This window comes from Pedobacter sp. KACC 23697, from assembly GCF_045348445.1.
Classification (GTDB): Bacteria; Bacteroidota; Bacteroidia; order Sphingobacteriales; family Sphingobacteriaceae; genus Pedobacter.
Genome location: NZ_CP157485.1, coordinates 4371911 through 4396232 on the forward strand (window position 1 = coordinate 4371911; position 24322 = coordinate 4396232).

A 24322-nucleotide genomic window follows, 5' to 3' on the forward strand; every position below is an offset into this window, starting at 1 on the left:
CCCTTATTTAAAAAAGATCTCTTCAAAACACAAATTTTGCTAATTTTAACTTGCAATGATAACTCTCGAAAACGATTATATAAAAGTTAGCCTGACGGCTAAAGGCGCAGAACTTCAAGGTTTATTTAATAAAGAAAACAAGCTTGAATATTTATGGAATGCCAACCCAAAATATTGGGCAAAACATAGCCCGGTATTATTTCCCATTGTTGGCTCATTAAAAAACAACAGTTTTATTTATCAGGGTAAAAACTACGAGCTACCCCGTCATGGTTTCGCCCGCGATCATGTTTTTAATTTCGAAAAAATTAGTGAAAGCGAGGGTGTTTTTACGTTAACCCAAAGCGAAGATACTTTAAAAGTATATCCTTTCTATTTTGAACTGAAACTGAGGTATCGATTAATAGATAGAAAGTTGAATTTAACTTACGAGGTAACAAACACTGGTACCAGCGAGCTTCTATTCTCTATTGGTGCGCACCCGGCATTTGCAGTACCCAACACGCCAGATACCGTTTACGAAGATTATTACCTGGCCTTTAATGCTGACGAAAAATTGACTTTCTGGAAACTTGAAGATGGTCTGGTAGCCGACGAAACCAAAAATATTGAGCTTAATGCACATCAGCTTAAACTTACACACGATCTGTTTTATAACGATGCGCTGGTTTTTAAAAACCTGCAAAGCAACTGCATCAGTTTAATGAACACTAAAAATGATTATGGCCTGCATTTCCATTTTGAAGACTTTCCTTTTTTTGGCATATGGGCGGCAACCGATGCGCCGTTAGTGTGTTTAGAACCCTGGTGTGGCGTTGCGGATGGCGTTAACCACAACCAGGAGCTATCAAGTAAAGAAGGGATAATAAAACTTGATGCAGGTAAAAACTGGTCGCGGTTTTGGGAAGTAGAGTGCTTTTAAACTGGTTAAGGGCATAAAAAAGAAGGACAATTCTTTCAAATAGGACGAGATGCTTTGTGCAGATAACCATAAAGCCTGATTATATCTAATAAATTTAGAATGTCTAAAACGGCCTCAGATTTGTCCTGTCTGCACCCGCTTTCTTTTTTTAGGCTACTGTATCTTAGTCTTAACAAAAAATAGACTATGGCAACCATGCACCCGTACTTAAACTTCGATGGCAAGGCCGAAGAAGCTTTTAATTTTTATAAATCAGTTTTCGGTGGAGAATTTATCTTCTTTGGAAAAATGGGTGATATGCCCTAATCCGATAAATTAACCGTAGATGAAAAAAACCGTGTGATGCATGTGGCTTTACCCATTAACGAGCACACTATTTTAATGGCCTCTGATTGCGTACCTTCTTCCGGGCATGTACTTCAGGAAGGTAATAACATGTACATCAACATCAACGCCGATAGCCGAGAAGATGCCGATCGGTTATTTATTGGCCTCTCTGAAGGCGGCACCATCGAAATGCCTATGGAAGATATGTTTTGGGGCGATTATTTTGGAAGTTTTAAGGATAAATTTGGCATCCAATGGATGATTAATTTTGGAAGTTATAAGTAGATTCAATGTTCTTTTTTAAAAATGTAATCTCCTGATAAACGCCTCACTGTCTGTACTCCGCGCCTTTTTTCTGTGATCTTCGTGGTAAAAAAGTGGGGCTAAAAAGAACATTAAATTTAAAGCGATAACCTGCTTAAAGTTTCTCTGCTTACCCCAAGATAGGATGCAATAAGTGTTTTGGGAATTCTTTTCTGTAAAGTTGGGTATTGGTTCCGCCATTGCTTGTAACGCTCTCCGGCATTGTTGCTGAGTAAAGCCAATACACGTTTTTGCAAAGCCATGTTGCCGGTGGTATACTTTTTCCTGAAAAAATACTCCATTTTGCGGGAGGAGGCACAGAGCTTTTCCTTATTTTCAAAAGAGATAGAAAGTGTTTCGGTATCTTCTATACAATCTACATTTAAAGTAGCAGGTGTTCCGGTATTAAAAGCATTTGGGTCAGAAAACCACCATTCTTCCATGGCCAGCTGTAAAATATATTCTTTTCCCTCATGGTCGGTATAAGAAGATTTTACAATGCCCTTTAATACAAAATGTTCCTGACTGGCCGTATCACCTGCCTGGATAATATACTGGTGTTTTTTGTATTTCCGCCTGGTAAAAAAAGATGCAGCATGCTCAAATTCTTCATCTGTTAAACAAATGATCTGGTGGATGTGCGCCCTTAAAAAGTCTAATTCCATGTTTCTGATGCAGACAAATGTACAGTTTATTCAAGATTTTTAAACCTGATGGATTTGCTTTGACCAAATATTGGCGTGATAATCATCACATTAAAATAGTGATGTATGTCCTTTACTAAAAATTTTCCCTGCATTATGTTTGCAGCACACAACATACAAAACACACAAATGAAACTTAAATCACTTGCTATCATTGCGGTACTATCGTCTTTATTGAGCTTAAAAACCTATGCCCAGAGTTTATCCAAAATGAGCTGGTTTAATGAACCTGAAAAATGGGAGATTAAGGATAAAAATACTTTTAGCATGTTTGTGCCTGCCAAAACCGATTATTGGCGAATATCACATTATGGTTTTACCGTTGATGATGCCCCTTTTTACTATGCTACTTACGGTGGCGAGTTTGAGGTGAAGGTAAAAATTAACGGAAATTATGTCACTACTTTTGATCAGATGGGATTGATGCTCCGCATTAACGAAGAAGAGTGGATTAAAGCCGGAGTAGAATTTGTGAATGGAAAACAAAATGTAAGTGCCGTTGTCACGCATAAAACCAGCGATTGGAGCGTGGTAGAACTGGAAAAAGCACCGGCATCAATATGGATGAAAGCGATTCGGAAACTGGATGCAGTTGAAATTTTCTATTCCCTGGATGATAAAAAATATACCATGCTCCGTACCTGTTATTTTAAAGATAATGCGCCAGTGATGGTGGGTTTGGTAGCCGCCTGTCCGGATGGTAAAGGTTTTAACGCCACCTTTGAAAATTTCAAGGTTACAACCATGCCCGATCAGCGCAGGTTGGATTGGGCAAAAAAGCAGCAGGATTAATATTTTTCATAAAGTGATCGTCATGATGAAGTTGAATTTATTATATAAATCAACACAGATGGCAGGTGATTTTAGAAAGCTGATAGGACGCGAAGATCCGTCATTCCCAACTTGATCCGAGCCATCGGATAACGACCTGTCTAGCCATTGTAATTAAATCTTAACCAACTGATTAACCAAATCCTGAAAACCAGGCCTGTCCAAAGGTGCTGTAGTTAAACAGGCATCTCTTAATTCACTAATCATCTTATAAACTTCTGCTCTCACCTTTTCATCTTTTAAAGCAAGTAAATCATCCAGCAGGTAACCATAAGCACTTACTTCAATCCGCTCCAGCGCAGCAGCCGTTTTAGCGGTTTTATCGTAAAAACTTGCTGCACCAAAATCGCCGAATAAGGTGTGCCCATCTTCATCAATCAAAGTATTGTGTGCATATAAATCGCCATGCATAATGCCAGCCTCATGGAGTTGGGCTGCTAAGGAAGCAATGGTTTTAGCGATGCCTATAATTTGTTTTTCGGAAAGTGTTCTGTCTGGAGGAAAAACATCCCTTGTACAACTTTCTAAACTCGGCGGAAGACCTAGATTATAAAAATGATGCGGGATCAAATCCATCACCAGTCCTTTTTTTTCATCAGGGTGGTGCGCAATCTGTCCAATCAGGTTAACCAAACCGGGGTGGTAACCTGCAGCAATGTAGGCGGTCATTTCATCTTCCGGTAAGCCGTCACTCGTTACATTACCCTTAAATATTTTAACTGCTACCTCCTGGGTTTCATCGCCAATGGTTCTATTTGCCTTCGAAATCATGCCTGAAGCACCCTCACCCAATAAATGGCTGATTTCCAAATCATGCCAACTGATCAAAGAAAGTCTTTCAACAGCTGGTATCTTGCTAAAATTATTGCCCGAAAATGCAATCCAGGATAATTTTGGCAGTTGTGTAATCCAATGCGGTAATTCGTAGAGTTTATTGGCCGCTATCCGCAATAAACTCAAATTCTGGCAATTGCTTAATTCTTCAGGCAGTGCCGATAAACGGTTACCCGATAACATCAGCTTTTGCATCCGCGTACATAGGCCGATTTCTTTGGGTAATTCGGCAATGTTATTATTGGTTAAGATTAACCAGCGGAGATTAGGATTTAACGATTTAGCAGGCAACGATGTTATCTGGTTGGATTTAAATCCCGCAATATCAAGCAAAGGGCAGTCGGCCAATTGCTCAGGCAAAACAGTAAATAGGTTATCAGAGCAGAAAAAAATCTTCAGTTTCTTTAAAAGGCCAAAATCTGCAGGCAATGAACTTAATTTATTAAATGATAAATCCAGCACTTCCAGGGTATCGGCCAGCCCGAATATTTCCTTTGGAAATTCAGTCAGGTTTTCAGAAAGTTTTAACGATACTGCTCCTTTCAGTTTTCCGCTTTGTAATGTTAACAGGCTTTGCATAAGTGTACGGGGTTTAATAATCGGAGACGAAGATAAGAGATTTGGTTTGGAGTTTCCGGCAGAAGCAGAAGGCACGAAATTATTAAGCAAAAATTAAGCTTTCCATCCCCAGATTATCATCATGAGTATCAAGAAGGATCTTTATCGTTCATTTAAGTTTATCTCAAAGATTTGCACCGGAGCACCTCCGGGCTCATCACCAGGTTCATAATACCAAAAATTATAATACAGTTATAAACTATGTTGTTTACTTTAAGATATAGATTTTATCTATTTCATTTTTTACCTGCATTAAAAATTTAATCACATATATTTACAAAAAACTTTAGGGGTGCCTACGTGCTGAGAAATACCCTTTGAACCTGATGCAGTTAGTACTGCCGAAGGGAAAAGTGAAAGCAATATACATATTGCTGTCTTTTCGATCTCCATTCCGGGGCAATCTCTATAGTTTTTCCAATATTTTAAATATGGAAGTAACTATAAACAATCAAAACTACCAACTTAACGAGGCCTGCTCTATCGAACAGATGTTGGCTGCTGTCATGTCGACAGAGACCAATGGCCTGGCCATAGCGGTTAACCAAACCATCATTTCCAAATCAGTCTGGAACACCCATGTGCTAAATCCCGGCGATCAGATTATACTCATTAAAGCCACCCAAGGGGGGTAAATAGAAGGATTGAATTTTTGAATGATGGAATGGGGATACTTACATTCAAAAATCCAATCACTCATTCCTTCATTTCTCCTTTACTCATTCTCTCCTTCAAACATTTCAAAATGAAAACAGAAAAAACACCAAACCAGGAAGTCATCAGCCGCAGTCCGTTTCCGGCTTCACGCAAAATATTCGTGCCGGGAAAAATCCACGATATCCGGGTGGCCATGCGCGAAATCAGCTTAACGGAAACCAAAATTCATAATGGCTTTGGTTTAACCGAACCGAATCCACCGGTAACCGTATACGATACCAGTGGCCCTTATACCGATCCAGATGCCGTTATTGATGTACGAAAAGGGCTTCCAAGATTAAGGGAACAATGGATTAAAGACAGGAAGGATGTTACGCAGCTCGCTCAACTATCTTCTGCTTATGGACAACAACGCCTTGCAGATGATAAACTTGATGCTTTACGTTTTAATTATACCACTAAACCTTATAAAGCCCAGCCTGGCGCCAATGTATCGCAAATGCATTATGCCAAAAAAGGAATCATCACCGCCGAAATGGAATACATTGCCATTAGGGAAAACCAACAGATCGAACTGCTGAATGCACAATTGGGCGAGCAGCACGAGGTAATGAATCACCAGCATCAGGGCAATAGTTTTGGTGCCAATACCCCACGAGGATACATTACGCCAGAATTTGTGCGGGATGAAGTGGCTGCCGGACGTGCGGTAATTCCATGCAACATCAACCACCCTGAACTCGAACCGATGATTATCGGCCGCAATTTCCTGGTGAAGATCAATGCCAATATCGGCAATTCTGCAGTTACCTCTACCATTGAAGAAGAAGTGGAAAAAGCAGTTTGGGCCTGCCGTTGGGGTGCCGACACGATTATGGACCTTTCTACAGGAAAAAACATCCACGAAACCCGCGAATGGATTATCCGCAATTCGCCAGTGCCCATTGGTACGGTACCCATTTATCAGGCCCTTGAAAAGGTAAACGGAAAAGCAGAAGACCTCACCTGGGAAATTTTCCGCGATACCTTAATTGAACAGGCTGAGCAGGGTGTAGATTATTTTACCATCCATGCAGGTGTGCTGCTTCGATATGTGCCGCTCACAGCCAAAAGAATTACCGGAATTGTTTCGCGTGGCGGATCAATTATGGCCAAATGGTGTTTGGCGCATCACAAGGAAAACTTCCTTTATACTCATTTTGAAGAGATCTGCGAGATTATGAAGGCTTACGATGTGGCTTTCTCTCTAGGTGATGGCTTAAGGCCAGGCTGTATTGCCGATGCGAACGATGCCGCACAATTTTCGGAGCTTGAAACCCTTGGCGAACTGACCAAAATTGCGTGGAAACATGATGTACAAACCATCATTGAAGGCCCCGGCCATGTGCCCATGCACCTGATTAAAGCCAATATGGAAAAACAGCTGGAACATTGCGCCGAAGCTCCATTTTATACCTTAGGTCCGTTAACCACCGATATTGCGCCAGGTTACGACCACATCACTTCGGCTATTGGTGCAGCTATGATTGGATGGTTCGGAACAGCTATGCTCTGTTACGTTACCCCTAAAGAACATTTAGGCCTGCCAAATAAAAAAGATGTGAAAGACGGTGTAATTACCTACAAAATTGCTGCACATGCAGCCGATCTGGCCAAAGGGCACCCCGGAGCACAATACCGCGACAATGCTTTAAGCAAGGCAAGGTTCGAATTCAGGTGGGAAGATCAGTTTAATCTCTCGCTCGATCCGGATACGGCAAAAGAATTCCATGATGAAACCCTGCCCGCAGAAGGGGCCAAGATTGCCCATTTCTGCTCCATGTGCGGACCAAATTTCTGCTCAATGAAAATTACCCAGGATGTACGGGAATATGCTGCAAAACAAGGTGTAGCAACAGAAGAAGCTTTAGCGAAGGGCATGCAGGAAAAATCGAAAGAGTTTACCGAAAAAGGAAGCGAAATTTATTCCTAACCTATTATTATGGAACTGATTGTAATCTCTAAACCGACCGTTTTTAAAGAAGAAAGCAGCCTGATTAACCAGCTTTTCGAAGCCGGTTTACAGGTTTTTCACCTGCGTAAAGAAAATGTTGCCGAGGCCGGTTACCGGAAAATCATTGGAGGGATTTCTTCTGAATATCATCCGCGGATCGCTTTGCATCATTTCCATTCGCTTGTTAACGACTACAATATCCATCGGATCCACCATACCGAAAGTTTCAGGAAAGAAAGGAATAATGGGGAATGGCCGGAAAACAAGATCTTCAGCACTTCTATCCATCACCTGGCTGACCGGGAACAGATCGGGCAATATCAATACAGTTTCTTTGCGCCTGTATTCAATAGCCTTTCCAAACCTGGACATCAAGGCGTAATTCCGCCAGGCTTCCGTTTGGAGAAACAACAAGCCATCCCTAAAATCATCGCACTTGGCGGCATCGGCTTAGCCGAAATCGACCAGGTTAGCGCAATGAATTTCGATGGCGTTGCACTGTTGGGCAGCATCTGGAACGACCCTTCTCAGGCCCTAATCATCTTTAAAAAAGCTCGGGCCAAATGCCTTGCTTATGCTCAAAATTTAACAATACAACAATGATTCAGCCATTACAATATATCTCGCAAACCCCTAAAAAAGGCACTCATATCGATGCCATTGAGCAGGTACTCCAGGCCGGTGGAAAATGGATTCAGCTCCGCATTAAACACCAGGCCGAAACCGAGATCCTGCCTTTTGCACAGGCAGCACAAGCGTTATGCGAAAGTTATGGCGCCAAACTGATTATAAATGATTATCCGCACCTGGCAAAAGCCGTAAACAGTTATGGCGTACATTTAGGTCTGCAGGATATGCCCATTCCGGAAGCCAGAAAAATTATCGGCAAACACCAGATCATTGGAGGTACTGCAAATACTTTCGAACATATCCTGCAAAGGGTAGCCGAAGGAGCAGATTACATTGGCCTTGGCCCTTTCAGATTTACCAGAACCAAGGAAAACCTAAGCCCGATTGTTGGCTTAGACGGTTACCGGAAGTTGATGGAAAAAGTAAGAAAAGCCGGAATCAACACACCCATTATTGCCATTGGCGGTATTGAAGCGGCTGATATTCCGGCTATACTGGAAACCGGAATTTATGGAATTGCCATCTCGGCAGCATTGACTAACCAAATCCAAACTTCGACTGTGTTAGCAGAAATCAACAATAAAATTCATCATGCATCCGCTTTAAAACCATGAACATGTTAAGAATAGCAGATCAAACCTTTAGCTCCCGCCTTTTTACCGGAACCGGAAAATTCAGTTCGGCCAGCGAAATGGAAAACGCCTTAATCGCCTCAGAATCCGAACTCGTTACAGTAGCCCTTAAACGGGTTGACTTAAAAGGCAAAGACGACGATATCTTAAAACACCTTAAACATCCGCACATTAACCTATTGCCCAACACTTCTGGGGTGCGTAATGCAAAAGAGGCCATTTTTGCCGCGCAATTGGCACGCGAAGCTTTAGAAACCAATTGGATCAAGCTGGAAATTCACCCTGATCCAAAATACCTCATGCCTGACCCCATCGAAACGCTGAAAGCGACAGCAGAACTGGTTAAACTTGGTTTTGTGGTATTGCCCTACATCCATGCCGATCCTGTTTTGTGCAAACGGCTAGAAGAGGTGGGAACCGCAGCAGTAATGCCGCTAGGATCGCCTATCGGCAGTAATAAAGGTTTAAGAACCATCGATTTTTTAGAGATGATCATCAGTCAGAGCACGGTACCTGTAATTATTGATGCGGGTATTGGAGCACCATCTGATGCGGCCAAAGCCATGGAAATAGGGGCCGATGCCGTTCTGGTAAATACAGCCATTGCAATAGCTAAAAACCCAACCAATATGGCCATCGCCTTTAAACTGGCTGTAGAAGCAGGCAGAATGGCTTTCGAATCTAAACTAGGCACGAGAACACATGATGCTGCGGCAAGCAGTCCACTAACCGCATTTTTAGATGAAGAGTTTTAACAAGGTATTCGAATCTTATAATTGGGCCGATACCAAAGCCAGTATTTATGACAAAACGGCTGCCGATGTAGAAAGCGCTTTAAATAATCAGCAACGGACACTGGAAGACTTTAAAGCATTAATTTCCCCAGCTGCATTACCCTATCTCGAAGATATGGCGCAGATCAGTCAGCGCTTAACCTTAGACCGCTTTGGCCGTGTGATTCAGCTATACATCCCGCTTTACCTCTCCAACGAGTGTAATAATATCTGTACCTATTGTGGTTTCAGTTATGACAATAAGGTAAAGCGGAGAACGCTCAATCCAATGGAAATTATGCAGGAAGTGGCTGTAATTAAAGGAATGGGTTACGACCATGTACTGCTGGTAACGGGCGAAGCCAATCAAACGGTGCATACCGATTATTTTAAAAAAGTACTGGACCTGATCAGCCCCCATTTTGCCCATATAGCGATGGAGGTTCAGCCTTTGGATCTGGAAGATTATGAAACACTTATTCCCCATGGCTTAAATACGGTACTGGTTTACCAGGAAACCTATCATCAGGATGATTACCGAAAACACCACCCTAAAGGTAAAAAAGCTAACTTTTTATACCGCTTAGAAACACCTGACCGCTTGGGGCAGGCCGGGATCCATAAAATGGGGCTGGGCGTACTCATCGGACTGGAAGATTGGCGCACTGATTCATTTTTTACGGCCCTGCATCTATCATACCTCGAAAAACAGTACTGGCAGAGTAAATTCAGTATCTCCTTTCCGAGGTTGCGCCCATTTAGTGGCGGTTTGGAACCAAAAGTAGTGATGAACGATAAGGAGTTGGTACAGCTGATCTGTGCCTACCGTTTATTTAACAGTGAAGTGGAGCTGTCTATCTCTACCCGCGAAACAGAGAATTTCAGAAACCATATTATTAAATTGGGGATCACGGCCATTAGTGCGGGTTCTAAAACCAACCCAGGGGGTTACGAAGTAGAACCTCAATCGCTTGAACAGTTTGAAATATCCGACGAACGTTCGCCGCAGGAAATTGCCGCCATGATCAGAAAACAAGGTTACGAACCCATCTGGAAAGATTGGGACAGGAGTTTAATCCACAAATGATGTTAGCTAAAGCAGAATTAAACCGCTATAACCGCCAAATGATTTTGCCTGAATTAGGCCTTAAAGGACAAGAAAAGTTAAAAGCCACCAGCGTACTGGTTATCGGCGCCGGTGGTTTAGGCTGTCCCGTACTGCAATATTTGGCCGCAGCCGGGGTCGGAACAATCGGCATTGTAGATGATGATGTGGCGGAGTTGAGCAACCTGCACCGGCAGATTTTATATAACCATAACGATATTGGCCAGCCAAAAGCAAAGGTAGCAAGTGCGAAACTGGCATTGCTCAATCCCCACGTTAGTTTCACGTCTTATTACGAACGTTTTACTCCTGATAACGCCATAACTATATGCCGGGAATATGACCTGATAATGGACTGTTCTGATAATTTTACTACCCGCTATCTGGTAAACGATACCTGTGTAAATTTAAACAAAACACTCATTTTTGGCTCCATTTTACAGTTTGATGGTCAGGTTGCGGTATTTAATCATCAAGGCGGAGCAAATTACCGAGACCTCTACCCGGCTCCACCAACCGAAAATATCAATTGTATAGAAGGTGGAGTAATCGGCATTTTACCTGGTATAATAGGTTTGTATATGGCTAATGAAGCCATTAAACTGATCTGTGGCATCGGCGAAACCCTTTCAGGAAAATTAATGACCATCGATGCGTTGAACAATATTGTATCCATATTTAAAATTGCATCTGAAAAGCAAACAGTCGGCATTAAATCTGAAGCGAAGGCAGTAAAAGAAATTGATAAAGCAACTTTAGATCAGTGGCTTTTGACTAACCAAGATGAAGTTTTCCTGGTTGATGTACGCGAAGATTACGAACATGAAGAAAATAATATTGGCGGAGTGAATATATCTTTATACGAATTAACCAATGCGCTTGAAAACATTCCAAAGAATAAAAAACTGGTATGCTATTGCCAAACGGGGCAAAGAAGCAAAATGGCGGTGCAATTATTAATAGGTATTTATGATGGAGAAGTGTATAGTTTGAAAGGAGGGGTTTAGTTAAGTTGTTCATTAGTTATTAGTTTATTGGTCCTTAATGATTTCCTGGCAAGGTTAATTGATTAATATGCGTTGCGCCTAAAGCCAAGTGAAGAGAACACCAGGCCAGATCATTATCTTCATATGCTTAACCTCTTAATGGTAAAAACATCTTTTGTAAACCAACGCCAAACGCCGACGCTCGACTGATCAATGTACCAGGCACTTAAGTGATCTTATATTTCTTATATGGTAAAAACCCAAAAACGGCTCAATCTTTGCTTCTACCGAAGCTTAAATTTCATAAGGAAAACCCATTTAGATCATGAACAAATTACAAGCACTAGCCCAAAAATCAAGATTCGCTTTTTTAATCCTCTTTACACTTTTTTTATCCTCGTGCTCAGAAACTCCTGAACGCTTTTTCGACATCGCCATCCTGAACACGAACATGATCAACGATTTTGCCAGCGCAGATCTGGCCCGTCATATCAACGATGAAACGAAAGAATACCCTGATATTCCATCCAGTAAAAAGAAAGGTGACGAAGCGGCCATTAACGTCAAGAACAAAATATTATACCTCGAGCAATCGCTCGATAAAGTGAAAAAACTTTCGGCTTCAGGAGAAGAAGAAAAAGAAATTAAAGCCCTCTCCCAGCAATTATATGAGCTCGTTATCCCGGTGTATAAAAACGAATACCTGGCTTACGCTAAATTATGCGACAGTAAAGGCAGCCAGGCCGCTAAAGATGATATCATTAAAAATATTGATGAAAAATACGGCACCCGTTTTGAGCAAAACTTTAATGCCTTAATGGAAAAAGGCAAAGTATATGCCCAAAAACACAATATCCAGGTAAACTGGGGACAATAAAGTAAAATTAGATGGTTTAATTCAGGTTTGAAAACTTGGATTAAACCATTTTAATGTCCAAAACTCCCTATATATTTTCACAAATGCTACGCATTGGTAGCCTGCAGCTCGCTGCTGTGAAATTCTGGTATTTCTTCTTTCTCAGTCTCTGTTTCTATTTCTTTTACAGGGGGCTTAACTTCTTTCTCTAGCCTACTCACTGCAAAACCGCAGAGGCTTATAAAAAAAGCGGCACATATAAACCATACTAAACGGGTAAGCATATACCTGTAATTGGAAGTATATTTGGTTAAAATATTATTAGTGAGTGGCTTTAATACTCTTTGTAAATCTTGAGGATACGCACCGCTATCTGTAAAAAACTCATGATCCTTTCCATGCCCTTTATACCACACTTTACCAATTGAATAACTGGTCAAGGTATCGGGTAATGTTATTTTCTGTTGCTGCGTTAGTGTTTTTTTATTTAAAGGAATGATTGGCGCACCAACATTTTGTTTTCCATCCTTAACCGGCTCATAGTGATCTTCATCCCAGTACATAAATTTTTCATCTGGTTCTGGTAGCCTAATTTTATTCCAGCGTTCCCAAACCGCAAAAGAAGTGGTGCCAATAATTAATAAAATGATGCAGAAAATAGTGATATAAGGCTGGGAGAATTTTGGCACATAAACTGGTTCCTTAGGTTCTTTAGGGTCGTGCTGTTTGGTACCACCACCAGGCGGAGTTGAATGAGGAAAAAGATCATCTATGGGCACCCCACCTATTTTGATTGTTTTATCTGGGCTCAAATAATAAGAGCTTCTCGGTCTAGGTTCCAAATCTATTAACCATGCTAAAAGATCACTATTTCTCTCATCGGTTGTAAATGTTTCACCTCTTATATGCTTCCAAAGGGCTTTATAATCATCTGGATCAGAATCATTTAAAGTTTTTTCGAAATCGCAACCCATTTTATCTACTTCAAAAAACGTTGCAAGTATATCCACATCCTTTGGATCGAATCTATTTTGGTAAACCTTCAAGCACGCGCTTCTTAATTTGGTAGTTGTTTCTCTAGGCAGAATTGCGCTCAGCTTCCCATTATCTCTCATCATTTTATAGGCAGCCAATACTATGTCTTGATAATCTTCAGGCATTTTTCAAAAATTTAGGCGTAAAAATAGAAATGGAATTTTTGGAATCTTTACGGGTTTCCGGAATTCTCTGGAATTTAAAAAGAATTCTTTAGAATCTTTGGAATTATCTGAAAACTAGCATTTTGAAGCTTGGATATTTGTCCCAACAATTAATTCAAGCAACGATTCAAACGATAATCCAAGCAAAGAACTAAATGTTAAAAAAGAGTAGAAATCGCGGTAGTCATTAGCCGGTTTGGGAAGCAGTTATTGGCTCCCGCGAAAGACACTCAAACACTTCCCAAATTTTCAGAAGGCCTTCTGATTTACAAACTGCAGAAAGGCCCGCGAATGGTCGCGGGTACTCTGCCTAATAAATCAATTCTAAAAATTTAAGAAATGTTCATTCCATTATTTATTGCTATCCTACTAGGATTGGCAACGCCTACAAATACAAATAACAATTGCGGCCACAACGGTGGTACAGTAACGACTAATGATAACAATCCTGGTGATCCGGGAAGTAATGACCCAGGAAATGGTGGTGATACCGGTGGAGATAATGGGCATTTACCTCCTCCAAAAATCGACTAAAAATAGAAAGGGCGGCACCATAGTCGCCCTTTTCTATTTAAATATATTATAATTATATAGCGGTATTTAGCTCATAAATAACTTCGATTAATTTCGTAATTTAGATAAAAATCTAATCAATTGAAATATTATCATTTTTCGCTCATTTTATTACTACTGTTTTCTTGTTCACAAAATAGACCGAGAAAAGAGGAGGGAACAATTAACATTTATTACGATCAGGCATTCGATTTCAGACAAACTAATAGCCCCGATAGTGCCTTTAAATATTTTAGCAAAGCTAAAGATCTCTTTTCACAACAAAAAGATAGTTTAGGAATTGCAAAATGCCTGGTAAATATGGCTTTAATTTCTATTGACAGGGGGGATTATTTTGGTGGTCAAGAATTTTCATTAGAAGCTTTACGTTATTTTAACGTAAACGAAAAAAAACAATTCGTGTATTTTGAGTCAAATCTACACGAACTTGCACTAGCCTCCTTTTACTTGAAAAATTACGATCAGGCCATAAAATATTATAATCTCTCCTTAAAATATGCTCCCGATAGTATTTCAACTTTAACGACGAGAAACAATATTGCAAATGCTTATATAAATAAAAAAGAATATGCTAAAGCATTAGAAATTTATCAACATGTTTTACAGCAAAAAATCATCAGCCCAGAAATTTACGCTATGACGCTAACAAATTTGGCTTCGGCTAAATGGGAACGAAATGAAAAATATAATGCTGTACCAGAATTATTAAAGGCACTACAAATTAGAAAAAGAGAGAATGATATTTGGGGTCAAAACTCAAGTTACTCACACCTGGCAGATTATTACTTTAAAAGTCATCCAGACTCAGCTCTTTTCTATGCTACTCAAATGTACCATATCGCACAGAAGATAAAAAGTCCCGACAATCAAATAGAAGCCTTACAAAAACTTATTAAATTAAGTCCAAATGAGGAAACAAAATATTTCTATAGTGTTTATGAAAAATTAAATGATAGCGTTCAAACCGCTCGAAGTGCCGCCAAAAACCAATTTGCCCTTGTTCGTTATGATGTCGAAAAAAGCAAAGCCGATAACCTGGTACTCCAAAAAGATGTTTCTGCCAAAAGATATCAGTTAATTATAATTATCTCAATTGCGTTGCTCTTATTTAGTTACGGAATACTCTGGTATAGAAAAAGGAAACAAAAGATAGAATTAAAAGCTAAAAATGCTATCCGTGAAAACCAGCTCCAAACTTCAAAAAAAGTACATGATAAAGTGGCCAATAAAATTTATCGGGTAATGTCGGAAGTGGAGAATAAGGATGATTTAAACAAAGACCATCTGCTTGATCAATTAGAATACATTTATAATACCTCAAGAGATATTTCTTATGAAATCACTGAAAACAGACAGCTCAAAACGTTTAGCCAACAGCTTTCAGATCTGTTTTCTGCCTATATTTCTAATACATGTTTAATAGAGGTAATGCATAATGAAGAAGAGCTTTGGGCTAATGTCCAGGAAAAAATTAAAGGAGAAATCTTTATTGTGTTATTAGAGCTCATGAACAATATGAAAAAACATAGTGGCGCCACAAGGGTCAAAATTGAGTTCAAAAGACATCAGAATATCATATCCATAAATTATCAGGATAATGGCATAGGGTTACCCAAAAAAATGACATTTAATAATGGGTTAAGAAATACGGAAACCCGTATAGAAAATATTTCTGGCACCATTACTTTTGAAACCATGAACAAAACTGGTTTAGGAATCTCTATTTCTTTTCCAATTCATTAAACAAAAAATTATGTTTCAAAAAATATTGATTGCCGAAGATCACCAGGGAATGAACTATTCCATACAAATGACACTGGAAAAATTAGGGATTAAGCACGATTTAAAAAGCTACGTTTTTGATTGTGATAGTGCCCTTAGCCGTATCCGGAAAGCCAAATCTGAAAACAACCCTTACGAACTGATCATTACAGATCTATCTTTTAATGAAGATTTCCCCAAGCAACAAATAACAAATGGCACACAATTAATAGAAGCTGTAAAAGAAGTACAGCCAGACATCAAAGTAATTGTATTCTCTAGTGAGGGCAGACTGTCTGAGGCACAAGTTCTTTTTGAAAATTTTAATATAGATGGGTTTGTGCCGAAAGGGCGAGGTGATGTTAAAGATTTGGAAAGTGCCATCCAAACTGTTTTTGCTAATAAAAAACATGTCTCACCCAACCTCAAAAAAACAATAAATGACAAGGTATATCACTTCGAAAAATTGGATATAGCCATTTTGAGATTACTTGCTGATGGTGTGCCTCAGAAAACGATGAAAGAGCACTTGGAAAAGATGGGCATTGAACCAAATAGCTTAAGCAGTGTGGAAAAACAATTAAAAAAAATGCGGGAAGGCCTTGATTTTCAGAACAACCCACAATTGATCGCCTATTGTATAGATCGAAAGATCATATAAAATATTGGCAAGACTTTAATTATTGTCTGTTTCCTGTAAGGAACCATCAAAACATTCTCGTATAAATGAAGCAAATGTTATAAAGCGTGAGCCAAGGAACCACTGAGTGCTCACATAAAAGGCAAAGCCCTTATAAATACTTAATGCCAGCGCTTTAAGATTAGCTTCGCTGAGCATTTCGTGGTTCCCGCATGAGCTTGATCCGATAACCATGGATGACGACCTCAACGTTAGGTTCTATCACTGGTAGTGTAGGCGAAGATCTCTAATGATGAAAATGAAGTAGCCCATTTTGTAAGCTGAGCGTCAAGTTCAATTAACCAGTTTCAACAATTAACCAATTTACCTAACCTTTTAACCAAACCTGCTACGGTTTCCCGTAAGAATAACATCTTCAGCTGCTTTACTTTTGATCAACAAACCAAAGCAAGCCTAAATGGACCTTAAACTTAAGTTAGAACAACTCCACCAGCGGGTGGTTGGATTAAAAGATCAGATCAATACCGAAGAAGCTACGAAAAATGCATTTGTAATGCCATTTATTCAAATCCTGGGTTACGATATTTTTAATCCTACCGAAGTTATTCCGGAGCACATTTGTGATATCGGCACTAAAAAAGGCGAGAAAGTGGATTATGTCATCCGAAAAAATAACGAACCTATCCTCATTTTCGAATGTAAACACTGGAAAGAAAATGCTGATGCACACAATTCTCAGCTGCACCGGTACTATCATGTTTCTAAAGCCCGTTTTGGGGTGTTAACCAACGGTACGGTTTACAACTTTTACGCTGATTTGGAAAAACCGAATATTATGGATGAGAAGCCTTTCCTGACGATTGATATCGAAGACCTGAAAGATAACGCCATTAAAATCCTGGAAAGTTTTACCAAAACTGAATATAATTTAGAGAACATCCTTGATTCGGCCGAAGGTTTGAAATACATTAAAGCCATTAGAAAGGAATTTGAAAAGGAAATAGACAGCCCTTCTGATGAAATGGTGAAACTATTGGTGAACCGGTTTTTCAACAAACCATTAACCGCAAACCGGATGATTGCCTTTAAAGAATATACGAAAAAAGCCCTCGCCATTTCCATCAACGAATCCATCAGCGACCGCTTAAAATCGGCACTGAGTATCAACGAGAAAATCGAAAAAAAAGAAGAAGATAAAGTGGTTCCGTTGATAGAAGATGCTGATACTGCTAAAATTGTAACCACAGAAGAAGAATTAGAAGCCTTCCAGATTGTAAAGGCCATTTTACGCGAAAAAATTCCTTCAGCACGCATAGCTGCCCGTGATACCCAATCTTATTTTGGCGTATTGTTAGATGACAATAACCGAAAGCCCATCTGCAGGTTCCACTTTAATACGGCGAACAAATACCTCGAAACTTTCCAGAACGGAAAAGATGCCGGCGAGAAAAAACAGTTGTTTAGCCTGGATGAACTTTACGGTTACAGGGCGCAATTGCATCAAACTTTAGAAAATTATTAATTATCCGCTCAATACTCAAGAAAATGCAGGGATTGCTCCATCGTTTGTTGGGAGCAGGCAGGGCAGTCTCTCATTTTTAAACGCCTAAAATCCTTCTCTATTTGTCATCCTGAGCGGAGTCGGAGGATCTTTTATGATGGGACCTGAAATATCCCTTTTGATACGCTTTCTGTGCGCTCAGTGTGTTATCTCATTGAATCTTTGTGGTTAAAAAGGCGCTTACGTCCGTAAGGTTAGCCGTAAGGAATCCGTTTTTAGCCTTAATACCTTAGCACAATGAAAAACTCGATCATAGTGCTGTTGTCAATATTTGCTGTAGGCCACGCCCAGGCGCAAAAAAAGAAAGTAATTACTTATCAGTTAATGGAACCTGGTTTTAACACTAAAATAATTAAAGGAACCATCAGCGAAGTTTACACGACACAACGCTATGGAAAAAAATTCTGGTGGATTGTAGTTGGCCCAGATACCATTATCCATGTATGGCCCAGGCACCTCGATACTGCCACCATGAAGCCCGGCATTACCCGAACATTTATGTCTGTTAAACGCCTCGATAACAATTGGTGGAAGAAAGAAAAATCGGAAGATGATATTAAGCCTAAGGAATGATTTTTCGCATAAAAATTAATATAACGATTGGCAGTTTTTGAGTAGGTTATAGGTCTTGAGAGATCGTCATTTCGACCGCAGTGGAGAAATCTGATTAAAAATAAACTTATAAATTTTGCTTTACGGTTTTCCGTAAGGGATAGAGCCTAGGCGTGTATACATTTGAATAGTTAAACATTATAAACTTTATTTTAAAATAAAAAATGGAAACAAACGCTCCTATTGGAACTCCGGTAATACCTAGATACTTTCATCAATTGGGTATTTTAGTTTTAGATGGCAGTGGCTCAATGACAGACAAAGCTGCTATGAATTCGACAAAAGCCAAAGAGGTTAATTCTGGTGTGGTAGAATTATTCAACAGACTAAATGTTAGTCGCGTAAAACAGAATTTTTCTTTTGCTTGTATAAAATTTGATGAAAGTGCTACAGTAACATTGCCACCAACATCTTTCGACTTTAATCGCTTAATGTGTGAAGACTATGATCCAATTGTTGGGAAGGGTGGTGGGACACAAATTTTTGAAGCATTAAATGAAGCAAAGAAACTGGCTGAAAATTTTTTAAATAGTAATCCCATAGATGGAGTACCTCATAAAGTCCTAATACTATTGATGTCTGATGGTATGTGTTTCCAACCTCAAACAACGATTAGTGTTGCGTCGAACCTAAAGTCAAATCCTAAAATAAATATAGCTTGCGCATATTTTGGAACTGTTGGAGAAACCGCCATCGATGCTCAAAAAGTCTTGAAAGAAGTTAGTACTGATCCCTCAACATTTTATACAACAGTTTATGATGGTGAAGCATTAAGGGCTTTTTTTGAACGTTCAATAAGCCAATCAGCTGGGATCAAAATTGACTAACATATGGGAAAGCTAATAGCGTGTGCAACTGATACAAACAAAAACAGTATAAATCAAGATTATTGTTTAGTAGTCGAAAATAAAATTATAGGTATTTCTGGTGTAATTATAGCTGATGGCATCGGTTCTCACTTCAAATCAGAGATTGCTGCTAAATTTTGTTCCATTAAATTAAAAGAACTAGTAGAACAGGTACAAACAATTGAAGAGCTAAATTTTGAAATACTTTATAGAGATGTTAAAATATCTTTAATGGAATTTGCCAAAAATAGTGATGAGTTTGATTTTAATATGATTGACAAGAACTCCTCACTAGGCACAACACTTATTTGTATCCTTGATTGTGGCAATACATATTTTATTGCATATTCCGGCAATGGATCTATATGGCATATAGATGGTAGGTTTAATACATTTGGCAAAAACTTCTATTTACCCTGGAATTCAGTAAACTTGTTAAATCCACATACTATTGAACAAGACGGTAAAGCTGCTTTATATCGTTATCTATCGTTATCAGATAGACAATATTTACCAACTATCTTGATTTTAAATAAAAATCAATTCTCCCCTGGTGAAATAATTCTAGCTACCACTGACGGTATATTCAGTAATGATGCTGTGCCTATTGGGAAAGACTCCAATGATACGATATGGATTAAAGGAGAAGAAACCATGCCGATTCTTTATTCACAACTTTCACATTTTCTTAGCAGAAATCCCAAGGATGCAAAGGCTGAAGATCTTGAGTTTGTACTAGCTCAATATCTAAGTGAATTAAAAGAAAAAAATATTATGCATGATGATACGACGATTGGTGTTATAATTTCAGAAAATACAATAGAATATCATCAGTCTATTTATGAGAAACAGTTGGAAAATACACTCTAAATGAAGAAGGTAATAGTTAACAGTGGATTATCAAGCGGTCTTAGGACAGAGTTTGATCTTGTAAATTCAATTGAAATTGAAGACAAGCCGTTTGCTGTTGGTGGATTTGGAGAAGTTTATCACTGTATATCCATTAATGGAATTCCCGTAGTTAAAAAACTGGTTGTTAAGATTTTTAAAGACAATCTAAAAGGTTCTGAAGAGCACAGCTTCAAAACTACGCAAAGGCTACAGAAAAAAGTTAACAATGAAAATCAGATGCTCTTGGCACAAAAGAATCAAGACATTACAGAGGTTTATCCTGCTTTCTCCGGGTTGCCACAATACAGTTTTAAGGGAATTATTAACGGAAATCAGATTTCTGGATTTATGGCTGACAACCTTATAAGCCTTGGTTTTACTGAGTTCCAGCATTTTTTACAAAACCCGTCATATTTAGGCCAATATCAAAACTTTCCAATTGAAAGAAAAATGCAAATAGCTTATCAATTGGTTTCAGCATTTAAAGTATTAGAAGATTTTCGATTTATACATGCAGATTTAAAGCCAGAGGCGTTGTTTGTAAACTTGGCTTTAGGCCAAGTTGCTATAATTGATTTCGATAGCGGAGTTATAACAGAAAACCCAGATGATGAACCATCAACTTGGGGTGCTGCGAACGATTGGGTTGCACCTGAAATATGGGAGCAACAAACAAATATACAACGAGGAGATAAAATAAAAGTTGATATTTATTCTGATAGATGGTCTGTTGCTGTCGGCGTTCATTACCTAATAACCACGTTCCACCCATTATTCTATTTAACAGAACTCTCTCCTAGGGTAGCAAAGCATTATTTTACTCCTCAAAATCAATGGCCTAATGTTAATAAAAGTGCGCCCTATTTTCAAAAAGCAAACGAAGCTATTTACGATCAATACCTACCTTGGCTTAACTTAGCCATACCACAGCTAGTTAGAGAAAAGCTAGCGCATACGATGAATTTCGGATACAAAAATCCTGTTGCCAGAACTTCTTACAGTGATTGGAAATCTGCACTATTCGCAATACAACAACCACCAAAAATCCTATTCTTTAAAACTGATAAAAATGCTATTATAGATAGTTTGGATGTTGAATTGAGTTGGGAAGTAGAAAATGCACATACAATTGAAATTGAACCCAGCTTAGGTCAGTTACAATCTAAAGGTTCTTTGAAAACGAAGCCTGTTAAAAATCAAAAATTTAAGCTTACAGCAATAGGATATTATGGGCAAACGGATTCAGAATTAGAAGTTAAAGTTTTTCCAATCCCAATAATTGAATCCTTAATAATTCCCTCTCCTGAGATTCAACAATACTATAGTATAGATAGACTAAATTTTCAAGGCTTTAAGCTTGATCTATCAATTAATATCGAAACAAATAATATTTCGCAAACTTCAGAACGGCTAATTCAGGAAAATCCTAAAATTCATAGCATATCACAAATAATAGATCAAATAAAACGTATATTATAATGGTTGAAGATTTTTTCATCTGGTGTAGCGGAGCTAAAAAACAAGTCCTCTCAGAATGTCCTATTGAAAAAGGAAAATTTATTGGAATGGGGATGGCTGTATTTTTTGTGTCAATTTTATCGGTTATATCATCAACTTTTTTTATAACCTACGCTTTTGCAAAGAAAGATACAAACGAATTATCTTTTGATATCCATTGGCAATATACATTATGTGGGATTTTATGGGGTATAATTATTTTTACAATAGATAAAAATATTGTAACCACTATTCGTAAAACAGGTATTATAAAGAATGAATTACAAAAAGCATACCCGAGGTTTATTCTCGCTTTGTTTATAGGAATTGTTATATCGACGCCTTTAGAAATGAAGTTTTTTGAAAAAGAAATTACCCAAAAAATTGAAGAAAAAATTCTTAGTCAACAAATTGGCCAGAATAACCAAACAACTACTCCACTTAAAGACCAGATTGCTAATACGAAACAACAGATAGTATTAAATACTTCATTAAGAGAAGATGCTTACGCAAAAGCAGTTGCAGAAAAAGATGGAAAAGGCTTAACAGGAATAAAAAGGTATGGGCCGAAAGCAAAGGAATGGGAAAATAAATCTTTCCGCTATAGCCAATTAGTTGATTCATTAAATGCCAATCTTGTAAAATTGAATGATGAATTAATGAATAGCCAAGGTGGATTATCTATAGAAAAATTATACGAAAAGGGAATTATCCAAAAATTTGATGGAGCAGAAATGCGGATCGGGGCTTTGTATGAACTTGGTGTATTCCATTGGGTGATAACTTTGCTTTTTATTTCGCTCGAAATACTTCCTTTGATGGTTAAGCTCATGATACCAAGAGGGCCTTATGATGAAATTTTAGACCGAATGGAGTACGAAGTTTTTATTGAGCAAAAGAGAATCATTTCAGACAAAAATTCAGAGATAAATAATCTTTTGGAAGAAATCGACAAAATTACTAAGCTCAAAAGTGAAACTCGGCTTTTAATTAATAAAACTAAACTCGATGCTGAGATAAAAGCAAATGAAAGTCTCCTTAACGACATCTCTCAGAAACAGGCAAATCTCGCAAAAATAGCCGTGAAAAAATGGTACGATGACGAGCTAAATAAATTAAAGTCAAATCAAAAATCTCAATACATAACAACTAATATCAATACCCAGAATCCTGATCTACTTTCTGAATCTGATAAAAAGATATCTGGCATCTTTTGGGCGCAGAAGGGAGGAGTAGATAATACTGAGTATTATTTCCGCAATGGCTCGTTAACGGAAAATGCTTTACTTTCCCTCCAAAATAATCAGTTCAATAAGGGAGAATGGAGATATAAGAGTAAAAATGAAATTGACATCGTTTTGTTAGGTAATAAGGTGGAGTATATAATAATTGAGTTAACCGATAATTATTTAAAGTTAAAAGATAAATTAACAGATGAAATTCTTGAATTTGAAAAGTCAACCTGATTTTAATAAAGAGCGATACCTTAACGAAAATTAGTTTAATAGTGGAAATTAAAATAAAGGTCTCGCTTGCATTACTCTTATTGATTTGCCTTGTAAATATGCCTTATGGCTACTATCAATTGGTTAGGTTTTTAGCAATGATAGGATTAGGAATATTAGCTTATCAGGCAAACAGAAAAAGTCATCTTAACATAGCTATTATTTACGCTGCATTAGCAGTTTTATTTCAGCCTATATTTAAAATAGCGTTAGGTCGTTACCTCTGGAATCTGGTAGATGTAATCGTGGCGATTGGACTAATCCTTTCAATTTATATAAAACCTAAAATTTACCGTGATAATAATACAAATTAATTAATGATATAAACTTTATTAAAATGAAAACACTCTCCTTACTCATTATCGTTTTTTTAATCAATATTACCTGCAAAGAAAGTACAACCGTATACATCTGCAACAGTCCCGGCGCTAAAAAATACCACAACACTTCCGATTGTCGTGGTTTAAGTAATTGTACTTACAAAATTGTAAAGGTTGATATCGAAAAAGCCAAAAAAGATGGAAAAGCATTATGCGGCTTCGAAAAATAAGCTTCCTGTTGCTGCTTATGCTTCAGGCCTGCAACATTTCACCATGGCCGAATAAAAGTCCTAATTATAACCATCTTGCTTTTACCGCTAAGGTCATCCGGATTTTAGATGGCGATACCATGGAAGTATTGTATCAGGACCAGCCTCTTAAAATTCGTTTGGCGCATATCGATTGCCCCGAGAAACGTGGCCACCAGCCTTTTGGCACCAAAGCCAAACAAGCCCTTTCCGATTTGTGTTTCGGGCAAATGGTAACCGTTCAGGGCCAAAAGTACGACCGCTATAAAAGATTGATCGCCATAGTTATCAATGATAAAAAGGAGGTCATCAATCAGGAAATGATTAAGCAGGGGATGGCCTGGCACTTTAAAAAGTATTCCGGCGATCTGCTCTATGCCCAATTGGAAATTACTGCAAGGAAGAATAAAGTAGGCTTGTGGCAGGATAGTACTGCGGTAGCGCCATGGGAATGGCGGGTGGTAAAGCATGTTTTGGCGAAGTAACAGTTCTTCAT

The 24322-nt window shown here is 38.5% G+C and carries 26 protein-coding genes and 1 riboswitch; of the genes, 23 read left to right on the plus strand and 3 right to left on the minus strand.

Translation table 11 applies throughout. From position 1 onward, the window contains the following. Positions 1–55 precede the first annotated feature (55 nt). Together ABEG20_RS17630 and ABEG20_RS17635 are read left to right on the plus strand one after the other, a co-directional pair. Entirely contained in the window at positions 56–922 is an 867-nt protein-coding gene (locus tag ABEG20_RS17630) for an aldose 1-epimerase family protein (protein ID WP_406824564.1), read from the plus strand. Between the two features lie 339 nt (positions 923–1261). Beyond that, on the plus strand, positions 1262–1534 hold the full coding sequence (locus ABEG20_RS17635; RefSeq protein ID WP_406824565.1) for a VOC family protein: 273 nt from the start codon (positions 1262–1264) through the stop codon (positions 1532–1534). Positions 1535–1650: 116 nt separating this feature from the next. Here the strand turns inward: ABEG20_RS17635 and ABEG20_RS17640 are convergent, their stop codons facing one another. After that, positions 1651–2217, minus strand: a complete 567-nt coding sequence (locus ABEG20_RS17640) for a Crp/Fnr family transcriptional regulator (RefSeq protein WP_406824566.1) — start codon at positions 2215–2217, stop codon at positions 1651–1653. 168 nt (positions 2218–2385) lie between these two features. On the opposite strand from ABEG20_RS17640, the gene ABEG20_RS17645 reads away from it, so the two are divergent. Further along, positions 2386–3048 carry a DUF1349 domain-containing protein gene (locus tag ABEG20_RS17645; protein WP_406824567.1) on the plus strand — a complete coding sequence of 221 codons (663 nt, stop codon included), beginning with the start codon at positions 2386–2388 and terminating at the stop codon, positions 3046–3048. Positions 3049–3201: 153 nt separating this feature from the next. Here the strand turns inward: ABEG20_RS17645 and ABEG20_RS17650 are convergent, their stop codons facing one another. Continuing rightward, positions 3202–4500, minus strand: a complete 1299-nt coding sequence (locus ABEG20_RS17650) for a leucine-rich repeat-containing protein kinase family protein (protein ID WP_406824568.1) — start codon at positions 4498–4500, stop codon at positions 3202–3204. Between the two features lie 317 nt (positions 4501–4817). Beyond that, a riboswitch (TPP riboswitch) is annotated at positions 4818–4906 on the plus strand. Between the two features lie 64 nt (positions 4907–4970). Here ABEG20_RS17650 and thiS point away from each other — a divergent pair. The 8 genes from thiS to ABEG20_RS17690 all read left to right on the plus strand — a co-directional run bounded on the left by thiS (position 4971) and on the right by ABEG20_RS17690 (position 12192). Then, entirely contained in the window at positions 4971–5174 is a 204-nt protein-coding gene (gene thiS, locus ABEG20_RS17655; protein ID WP_406824569.1) for a sulfur carrier protein ThiS, read from the plus strand. A 110-nt stretch (positions 5175–5284) separates the two neighbouring features. After that, positions 5285–7168: a phosphomethylpyrimidine synthase ThiC gene (gene thiC / locus ABEG20_RS17660; RefSeq protein ID WP_406824570.1), complete on the plus strand. Its 1884-nt coding sequence runs from the start codon at positions 5285–5287 to the stop codon at positions 7166–7168. A gap of 9 nt (positions 7169–7177) precedes the next feature. Further along, positions 7178–7792, plus strand: a complete 615-nt coding sequence (locus ABEG20_RS17665) for a thiamine phosphate synthase (RefSeq protein ID WP_406824571.1) — start codon at positions 7178–7180, stop codon at positions 7790–7792. Continuing rightward, positions 7789–8433, plus strand: a complete 645-nt coding sequence (locus ABEG20_RS17670; protein ID WP_406824572.1) for a thiamine phosphate synthase — start codon at positions 7789–7791, stop codon at positions 8431–8433. The genes ABEG20_RS17665 and ABEG20_RS17670 overlap by 4 nt, the downstream gene beginning before the upstream one ends. A gap of 2 nt (positions 8434–8435) precedes the next feature. Further along, positions 8436–9206, plus strand: a complete 771-nt coding sequence (locus ABEG20_RS17675; RefSeq protein WP_406824573.1) for a thiazole synthase — start codon at positions 8436–8438, stop codon at positions 9204–9206. Beyond that, the gene (thiH, locus tag ABEG20_RS17680; RefSeq protein ID WP_406824574.1) at positions 9193–10311 is read left to right on the plus strand and encodes a 2-iminoacetate synthase ThiH; all 1119 of its coding nucleotides are present in this window, start codon (positions 9193–9195) and stop codon (positions 10309–10311) included. The genes ABEG20_RS17675 and thiH overlap by 14 nt, the downstream gene beginning before the upstream one ends. Further along, positions 10308–11336: a molybdopterin-synthase adenylyltransferase MoeB gene (gene moeB / locus ABEG20_RS17685; protein ID WP_406824575.1), complete on the plus strand. Its 1029-nt coding sequence runs from the start codon at positions 10308–10310 to the stop codon at positions 11334–11336. The genes thiH and moeB overlap by 4 nt, the downstream gene beginning before the upstream one ends. Positions 11337–11640: 304 nt before the next feature. Beyond that, a complete protein-coding gene (locus tag ABEG20_RS17690; protein WP_406824576.1) occupies positions 11641–12192 on the plus strand; it encodes a hypothetical protein in 552 nt (183 codons plus the stop codon). Between the two features lie 86 nt (positions 12193–12278). On the opposite strand, the gene ABEG20_RS17695 is transcribed toward ABEG20_RS17690, so the two are convergent. Beyond that, the gene (locus tag ABEG20_RS17695; protein WP_406824577.1) at positions 12279–13331 is read right to left on the minus strand and encodes a hypothetical protein; all 1053 of its coding nucleotides are present in this window, start codon (positions 13329–13331) and stop codon (positions 12279–12281) included. Between the two features lie 378 nt (positions 13332–13709). Here ABEG20_RS17695 and ABEG20_RS17700 point away from each other — a divergent pair, with 378 nt between their 5' ends. The 12 genes from ABEG20_RS17700 (at position 13710) to ABEG20_RS17755 (ending at position 24311) form a co-directional block, all read left to right on the plus strand. Further along, positions 13710–13904 carry a hypothetical protein gene (locus ABEG20_RS17700; RefSeq protein ID WP_406824578.1) on the plus strand — a complete coding sequence of 65 codons (195 nt, stop codon included), beginning with the start codon at positions 13710–13712 and terminating at the stop codon, positions 13902–13904. 120 nt (positions 13905–14024) lie between these two features. After that, positions 14025–15686 carry a tetratricopeptide repeat protein gene (locus tag ABEG20_RS17705; RefSeq protein ID WP_406824579.1) on the plus strand — a complete coding sequence of 554 codons (1662 nt, stop codon included), beginning with the start codon at positions 14025–14027 and terminating at the stop codon, positions 15684–15686. A gap of 25 nt (positions 15687–15711) precedes the next feature. Beyond that, positions 15712–16365 carry a response regulator gene (locus tag ABEG20_RS17710; RefSeq protein ID WP_406824580.1) on the plus strand — a complete coding sequence of 218 codons (654 nt, stop codon included), beginning with the start codon at positions 15712–15714 and terminating at the stop codon, positions 16363–16365. 436 nt (positions 16366–16801) lie between these two features. Further along, on the plus strand, positions 16802–17866 hold the full coding sequence (locus tag ABEG20_RS17715) for a type I restriction endonuclease (RefSeq protein ID WP_406824581.1): 1065 nt from the start codon (positions 16802–16804) through the stop codon (positions 17864–17866). A 276-nt stretch (positions 17867–18142) separates the two neighbouring features. Next, on the plus strand, positions 18143–18478 hold the full coding sequence (locus tag ABEG20_RS17720) for a hypothetical protein (protein WP_406824582.1): 336 nt from the start codon (positions 18143–18145) through the stop codon (positions 18476–18478). A gap of 203 nt (positions 18479–18681) precedes the next feature. Continuing rightward, positions 18682–19344, plus strand: a complete 663-nt coding sequence (locus tag ABEG20_RS17725) for a vWA domain-containing protein (protein ID WP_406824583.1) — start codon at positions 18682–18684, stop codon at positions 19342–19344. Between the two features lie 3 nt (positions 19345–19347). Beyond that, positions 19348–20235, plus strand: coding sequence for a protein phosphatase 2C domain-containing protein (locus ABEG20_RS17730; protein WP_406824584.1), 888 nt, complete (start codon positions 19348–19350; stop codon positions 20233–20235). Then, on the plus strand, positions 20236–21735 hold the full coding sequence (locus ABEG20_RS17735) for a protein kinase domain-containing protein (RefSeq protein WP_406824585.1): 1500 nt from the start codon (positions 20236–20238) through the stop codon (positions 21733–21735). Further along, a complete protein-coding gene (locus ABEG20_RS17740; protein ID WP_406824586.1) occupies positions 21735–23219 on the plus strand; it encodes a DUF4407 domain-containing protein in 1485 nt (494 codons plus the stop codon). The genes ABEG20_RS17735 and ABEG20_RS17740 overlap by 1 nt, the downstream gene beginning before the upstream one ends. A gap of 41 nt (positions 23220–23260) precedes the next feature. After that, positions 23261–23572 carry a DUF6804 family protein gene (locus tag ABEG20_RS17745; protein WP_406824587.1) on the plus strand — a complete coding sequence of 104 codons (312 nt, stop codon included), beginning with the start codon at positions 23261–23263 and terminating at the stop codon, positions 23570–23572. A gap of 23 nt (positions 23573–23595) precedes the next feature. After that, the gene (locus ABEG20_RS17750) at positions 23596–23808 is read left to right on the plus strand and encodes a hypothetical protein (RefSeq protein WP_406824588.1); all 213 of its coding nucleotides are present in this window, start codon (positions 23596–23598) and stop codon (positions 23806–23808) included. Next, complete coding sequence (locus ABEG20_RS17755; RefSeq protein WP_406824589.1) at positions 23790–24311, plus strand: thermonuclease family protein; 522 nt, start codon at positions 23790–23792, stop codon at positions 24309–24311. Before ABEG20_RS17750 ends, ABEG20_RS17755 begins: the two co-directional genes overlap by 19 nt. The last annotated feature ends 11 nt before the right edge of the window (positions 24312–24322 follow it).

Coding starts and splice junctions, on each gene's coding strand:
- ABEG20_RS17630 (WP_406824564.1), top strand. CDS start 56: ATGATAACTCTCGAAAACGATTATATAAAAGTTAGCCTGACGGCTAAA.
- ABEG20_RS17640 (WP_406824566.1), bottom strand. CDS start 2,217: ATGGAATTAGACTTTTTAAGGGCGCACATCCACCAGATCATTTGTTTA.
- ABEG20_RS17645 (WP_406824567.1), top strand. CDS start 2,386: ATGAAACTTAAATCACTTGCTATCATTGCGGTACTATCGTCTTTATTG.
- ABEG20_RS17650 (WP_406824568.1), bottom strand. CDS start 4,500: ATGCAAAGCCTGTTAACATTACAAAGCGGAAAACTGAAAGGAGCAGTA.
- thiS (WP_406824569.1), top strand. CDS start 4,971: ATGGAAGTAACTATAAACAATCAAAACTACCAACTTAACGAGGCCTGC.
- thiC (WP_406824570.1), top strand. CDS start 5,285: ATGAAAACAGAAAAAACACCAAACCAGGAAGTCATCAGCCGCAGTCCG.
- ABEG20_RS17665 (WP_406824571.1), top strand. CDS start 7,178: ATGGAACTGATTGTAATCTCTAAACCGACCGTTTTTAAAGAAGAAAGC.
- ABEG20_RS17670 (WP_406824572.1), top strand. CDS start 7,789: ATGATTCAGCCATTACAATATATCTCGCAAACCCCTAAAAAAGGCACT.
- ABEG20_RS17675 (WP_406824573.1), top strand. CDS start 8,436: ATGTTAAGAATAGCAGATCAAACCTTTAGCTCCCGCCTTTTTACCGGA.
- thiH (WP_406824574.1), top strand. CDS start 9,193: ATGAAGAGTTTTAACAAGGTATTCGAATCTTATAATTGGGCCGATACC.
- moeB (WP_406824575.1), top strand. CDS start 10,308: ATGATGTTAGCTAAAGCAGAATTAAACCGCTATAACCGCCAAATGATT.
- ABEG20_RS17690 (WP_406824576.1), top strand. CDS start 11,641: ATGAACAAATTACAAGCACTAGCCCAAAAATCAAGATTCGCTTTTTTA.
- ABEG20_RS17695 (WP_406824577.1), bottom strand. CDS start 13,331: ATGCCTGAAGATTATCAAGACATAGTATTGGCTGCCTATAAAATGATG.
- ABEG20_RS17700 (WP_406824578.1), top strand. CDS start 13,710: ATGTTCATTCCATTATTTATTGCTATCCTACTAGGATTGGCAACGCCT.
- ABEG20_RS17715 (WP_406824581.1), top strand. CDS start 16,802: ATGGACCTTAAACTTAAGTTAGAACAACTCCACCAGCGGGTGGTTGGA.
- ABEG20_RS17720 (WP_406824582.1), top strand. CDS start 18,143: ATGAAAAACTCGATCATAGTGCTGTTGTCAATATTTGCTGTAGGCCAC.
- ABEG20_RS17725 (WP_406824583.1), top strand. CDS start 18,682: ATGGAAACAAACGCTCCTATTGGAACTCCGGTAATACCTAGATACTTT.
- ABEG20_RS17730 (WP_406824584.1), top strand. CDS start 19,348: ATGGGAAAGCTAATAGCGTGTGCAACTGATACAAACAAAAACAGTATA.
- ABEG20_RS17735 (WP_406824585.1), top strand. CDS start 20,236: ATGAAGAAGGTAATAGTTAACAGTGGATTATCAAGCGGTCTTAGGACA.
- ABEG20_RS17740 (WP_406824586.1), top strand. CDS start 21,735: ATGGTTGAAGATTTTTTCATCTGGTGTAGCGGAGCTAAAAAACAAGTC.
- ABEG20_RS17750 (WP_406824588.1), top strand. CDS start 23,596: ATGAAAACACTCTCCTTACTCATTATCGTTTTTTTAATCAATATTACC.
- ABEG20_RS17755 (WP_406824589.1), top strand. CDS start 23,790: ATGCGGCTTCGAAAAATAAGCTTCCTGTTGCTGCTTATGCTTCAGGCC.